General features: G+C 67.1%; 1 protein-coding gene. It reads right to left on the bottom strand.

From position 1 onward, the window contains the following. Nucleotides 1-249, bottom strand: a 249-nt coding sequence (locus ACLJNW_RS27300) for a glycine betaine ABC transporter substrate-binding protein (protein ID WP_410961684.1), incomplete at both ends; no start/stop codon positions are given.

The following is a 249-nucleotide window of genomic DNA, read 5'->3' as shown; positions in this document are numbered from 1 at the left end:
AGGCCGGCGCGGCCCATCAGCGGCGTCGGCGACCAGTAGTAGAACAGGATAGGCTCGCCGCGCCGATAGCTCGACAGCACCGCCGCGTCCAGTGCCGGGCCGGTGCCCGGACGGAAATTGGTGAACGTCTCCTCCAGGCCGTAGCTTTTCAGCATCTCGCTGTTCTCCAGCTCGCAGGTCCAGCCGGCCGGGCAATTGTAGAAGCGCCCCTTGCCCGGTTCTTCCGGGTCGCGGAAGACCTCGGCGTAC

It is taken from the genome of Salmonella sp. SAL4457, assembly GCF_046548235.1.
GTDB lineage: Bacteria > Pseudomonadota > Gammaproteobacteria > Enterobacterales > Enterobacteriaceae > Salmonella > Salmonella enterica.
This window is presented reverse-complemented; position numbering and strand designations above follow the sequence as displayed.